The 3,622-nt window shown below is 63.9% G+C and carries 8 protein-coding genes; 3 read left to right on the top strand and 5 right to left on the bottom strand.

The window, feature by feature from the left end:
* Positions 1 to 377 (bottom strand): hypothetical protein (locus ACLP2E_RS10185; protein WP_442465839.1); only part of this gene is annotated, 377 nt, incomplete at its 3' end.
* Positions 378 to 610: 233 nt separating this feature from the next.
* Between ACLP2E_RS10185 and ACLP2E_RS10180 the strand changes: the two genes are divergently transcribed.
* Together ACLP2E_RS10180 and ACLP2E_RS10175 are read left to right on the top strand one after the other, a co-directional pair.
* Positions 611 to 982 carry a GNAT family N-acetyltransferase gene (locus ACLP2E_RS10180; RefSeq protein ID WP_442465842.1) on the top strand — a complete coding sequence of 124 codons (372 nt, stop codon included), beginning with the start codon at positions 611 to 613 and terminating at the stop codon, positions 980 to 982.
* Positions 983 to 1,080: 98 nt separating this feature from the next.
* Positions 1,081 to 1,392: a site-specific integrase gene (locus ACLP2E_RS10175; RefSeq protein WP_442465841.1), complete on the top strand. Its 312-nt coding sequence runs from the start codon at positions 1,081 to 1,083 to the stop codon at positions 1,390 to 1,392.
* Between the two features lie 79 nt (positions 1,393 to 1,471).
* Here the strand turns inward: ACLP2E_RS10175 and ACLP2E_RS10170 are convergent, their stop codons facing one another.
* The gene (locus tag ACLP2E_RS10170) at positions 1,472 to 1,753 is read right to left on the bottom strand and encodes a hypothetical protein (protein WP_442465838.1); all 282 of its coding nucleotides are present in this window, start codon (positions 1,751 to 1,753) and stop codon (positions 1,472 to 1,474) included.
* Between ACLP2E_RS10170 and ACLP2E_RS10165 the strand changes: the two genes are divergently transcribed.
* Positions 1,743 to 2,150, top strand: coding sequence for a tyrosine-type recombinase/integrase (locus tag ACLP2E_RS10165; protein ID WP_442465837.1), 408 nt, complete (start codon positions 1,743 to 1,745; stop codon positions 2,148 to 2,150). The two genes, ACLP2E_RS10170 and ACLP2E_RS10165, sit on opposite strands and share 11 nt — an antisense overlap.
* Positions 2,151 to 2,194: 44 nt before the next feature.
* On the opposite strand, the gene ACLP2E_RS10160 is transcribed toward ACLP2E_RS10165, so the two are convergent.
* From ACLP2E_RS10160 to ACLP2E_RS10150, 3 genes are all read right to left on the bottom strand, one after another.
* Positions 2,195 to 2,668, bottom strand: coding sequence for a nuclear transport factor 2 family protein (locus ACLP2E_RS10160; protein WP_442465840.1), 474 nt, complete (start codon positions 2,666 to 2,668; stop codon positions 2,195 to 2,197).
* Complete coding sequence (locus tag ACLP2E_RS10155; RefSeq protein ID WP_442465836.1) at positions 2,668 to 3,300, bottom strand: pyridoxamine 5'-phosphate oxidase family protein; 633 nt, start codon at positions 3,298 to 3,300, stop codon at positions 2,668 to 2,670. Before ACLP2E_RS10155 ends, ACLP2E_RS10160 begins: the two co-directional genes overlap by 1 nt.
* Before the next feature lie 66 nt (positions 3,301 to 3,366).
* On the bottom strand, positions 3,367 to 3,622 hold a 256-nt coding region (locus ACLP2E_RS10150; RefSeq protein WP_442465835.1), incomplete at its 5' end, for a carboxymuconolactone decarboxylase family protein.

Genomic DNA, 3,622 nt, shown 5'->3' with positions numbered 1-3,622 from the left:
TCGGGGAAGGCGTCGCAGGAGTTGGAATCGGCGACAGCGGCTTTCCGCAACGCGTGCGGGCCCGGTTCGGCGCTGGCGGCGATCGCGGTCATGAACTTGCTGGCCTGGTCGAAGAACCGGCTGACCTGCTCGTTGAAGCAGGCGTCGCAGCGGTTCCAGTCCCCGAGATGCAGGCCGGTGATATCGCGCGGGCAAGCCCCATCGCCCAGACATTCGGCGAGACGGAGCGCGATGTCGGCGCATTTCCGAAGGGACACGATCGCCTGGCGCTGGAGGTCTGCGACCTCGGAGCGCGCGGTCTTGGCGCCGCCCTCGACGTTCTTCGCCGAATTTTCAAGGACTGCCCGCAGGCGCGCGTACTTCGGCGCGAGCGCCATCACGCTGTTCCGACCGTTCGGGGGCGTTATGGACATGCTTCGAGGCCTCCGGATTCTGCTGCTTGGCGAAGCGACGGCGACCACGGCAGTGCCGGTGAGTCCATCGGTAATCAAGACAACAGGCGCACTCAACGTAGTCTGACCTCGGGTTCGACGGCCCGTCGCTCGGACGGCGGCGCGTCTGTCCCTTCGGCCGGTGCTACGCGCCAGCGGCGCCCGCAAAACCTACCTGACTGAGGATCTCTAAGGATAGGGTCGGAATCTACTCAGACCGTCGTCAATGGCGCCCGGCGTCTAGCGCCCTACTTGCACGAGCCTTGCCGCCCGTCGTCGGTCGGGGATTGTGTCATTACGGAGACGCCGGATTCCAATCGATTTGGCGACATCTCCGACCTATGCGTCAGGCCCGCTTTTTTCTCGGACGAGGCATCGCCGCGCGACTGTTGAAAGCTATCGAGACGCATCTTCGCCAAATGGACATTGTGAGATTGCGCCTTAGCGCGCTTGCGTCGAATGCGTCAGCGCGAACGAGCTATGAGCGAGTTGGGTATGTGCCCTACGAGGTCGTTTACGAGAAGGTGCTCGAACCGGAGCACCCATTGTGAACCAGCTGGCCCCGATCATCGCCGCTCGCGTTCCCGCCATCATCGCCGCCGGCGGCGAGAAGACCGCCTAGCGTTTCCGTGAATTCTGCACCCCCACTATCCGCAATCCGCACACGCGTCGCGCCTATGCGCGCGCCGCGACGGATTTCTTCGATTGGCTCGCGGCGAAGGGCGTGACGCAGCTCGCGGCGATCGAGAGCGTGCATGTCGCCACCTACATCGAGCAGTTGAGACGAGCGCGATCCGCGCCGACGGCGAAGCTGCGCCTGGCCGCGTTGCGTCACCTGTTCGATTGGATGGTCATTGGCCAGATCATGCCGACCAATCCGGCCGCCGCCGTGCGCGGGCCGCGCCATGTCGTTTCGTGCGCTTCACCGGCATTGTGCTGCCGGAGGAATTTCGCATCGTGACGCGCGCCCACATCATCGCCTGGCGCGACGCGCTGGCGCAGCGCGGGCTTGGCGGCAGCACAACCGCCACCGGTTGGCGTCACTCGCATCGCTGTTCGAATATCTCTGCAACAAGAACGCCGTCACCCATAACCCGGTGAAGCGCGTCGAGCGACCGAAGACAGAGAGCGGCGAAGGCAAGACGCCGGCGCTCGGCGATCACCAGGCCCGCGAGCTTCTCGCGGCACCGACGGACGATACGATCAATAGCAAGCGCGACCGCGCCATTCTCTCGACGCTCTTGTTTCACGCGTTGCGGCGCGAGGAGCTCTGCAAGCTCAAGGTTCGGGATTTCCGGAACGCGCGCAAAGGTGTCCCGCATCTCAGAGTGTCCGGGCAAAGGCGGCAAGACACGCTACCTCCCGTTGCATCCCGGCACCAACGCGCTCATTCACGATTACCTGGACGCCGCCGGTCACGGCGTGGACGAAAGCGGCGCGCTGTTCCGTCCGGTCCGCAACAACCGCACCGGCAGGCTTGAACAAGCGATCACGGCGGACCGCGTTTACCGACTGGTGCGGGCCTACTCGGCGCAGCTTGGGTTTGAGATCGGCGCTCATGCGCTGCGCGCCACGGCCGCCACCAAAGCGCTCGATCACCAGGCCGACATCGCCAAGGTGCAGGAATGGCTTGGCCACGCCAACATCGCCACGACGCGGATCTACGATCACCGACGCACGCGGCCGGAGGACAGCCCGACGTTCAAGGTCGCCTATTGATGTGAACCAGACGCACCGCCACTTCGCGGTCAACGCAAACCTCGTTAGAGTCCTAGGTCGTTCAGCGACGGGTAATCGTCGGGCCGTCGCCCGAATGGCCAGTGATATTTTCGATCGCTGTCACGGATCGGAGCATCGTTGATGCTGGCGACACGACGACGCATCAGGCCGCGCTCATCAAACTCCCACAGCTCGTTGCCATAGGAACGGAACCAGTTGCCGCTGTCGTCATGCCATTCATAGGCGAAGCGAACCGCCATACGGTTTTCGCGGAACCCCCACAGCTCCTTGATGAGTCGATAGTCGAGCTCGCGGTTCCATTTGCGGGTAAGGAAAGCGACGATCGCGGCGCGGCCCTCAAGGAACTCGGCGCGGTTCCGCCAGCGACTATCGGGCGTGTAGGCCAGCGCCACACGTTCAGGATCGCGCGTGTTCCAGGCGTCCTCAGCGAGACGAACTTTCTGGCCGGCGGCTTCGACCGTGATGAACGGGGGTACTGGCGGGCGTTCGGCTTCCATCATTTCACTCCTTCCGTGGCACCGAGCTTCGCTTGCAACGCGGCATTTTCGGCTTCGAGTTCGGTCAGGCGATCGCGCAGCGGCTGCACGGCCTCGGCAATCTCCGTCTCTGTGAACCGTGGGGTTATATGCTGCGGGCAGTTCCAGTCGAACGCCACGAGATGCAGCAACAAGGTCCGTTCGGGCTTGGCCTTATAACCCGGCATGGTGACGCGCTCCGCGAGGGTCGGGTCGGCATCGAGCGGCACAGGCTCGACATGCGCGTAGATCTTGAGCCTGGCGCGGCCGGCGTAGTCCATCAGGATCAGCGCGGCGCGGTCATCTGCCGCGAGATTACCGACGCTGATATACTGGCGATTGCCGCGATAGTCCGCAAATGCCAGCGTCTTCTCGTCCACGAGCTTCAGGAAGCCGGGTGGGCCGCCGCGGTGCTGGACATAGGGCCAGCCCGTCTCCGAGACGGTCGCCATGTAGAAACTGTCGCGCCCGGCGATGAAGGCGGCTTCATTGGGCGTGAATTTATCGAACTCGCGATGGCCCTTGAAGTCCCGCCAGACTCGCTCACTGCCCATCGCAGCCTGTGCGGCGCAGACACTTGGGGTCGCCGCTACGTCAAGGAATCCGTAAGGCATCACGTCGCTCCCTCGCATGCGAAAGGCGGGCTGGCGGCTGGAAGGGCCGCCAGTCCGCTCGTCGCGTCAGGCGGCACCCCCAGCGTGAACAACGGGGAAGTCGATGTCCGTCTTCGCAACCACGTTCAGTATGGTGGTGAAGATATTCTCGGCGACGACGGCGATGATCTCCACGATCTGGCCGTCGCTGAATCCGGCGTTGCGGACGGCCTTGATATCGTCGTCGCTGACATGGCCGCGTTCGCGCACGACCTTCGTCGCGAGACGCACAGCGGCGCCCGCTTTCGCATCACCGGATTCACCCTTGCGATTGAGAGCGACC

The sequence above is a fragment of the Rhodoblastus sp. genome, from assembly GCF_052145335.1.
GTDB lineage: Bacteria > Pseudomonadota > Alphaproteobacteria > Rhizobiales > Beijerinckiaceae > Rhodoblastus.
This window is presented reverse-complemented; position numbering and strand designations above follow the sequence as displayed.

Coding starts and splice junctions, on each gene's coding strand:
- ACLP2E_RS10170 (WP_442465838.1), bottom strand. CDS start 1,753: ATGCGGGACACCTTTGCGCGCGTTCCGGAAATCCCGAACCTTGAGCTT.
- ACLP2E_RS10155 (WP_442465836.1), bottom strand. CDS start 3,300: ATGCCTTACGGATTCCTTGACGTAGCGGCGACCCCAAGTGTCTGCGCC.
- ACLP2E_RS10160 (WP_442465840.1), bottom strand. CDS start 2,668: ATGGAAGCCGAACGCCCGCCAGTACCCCCGTTCATCACGGTCGAAGCC.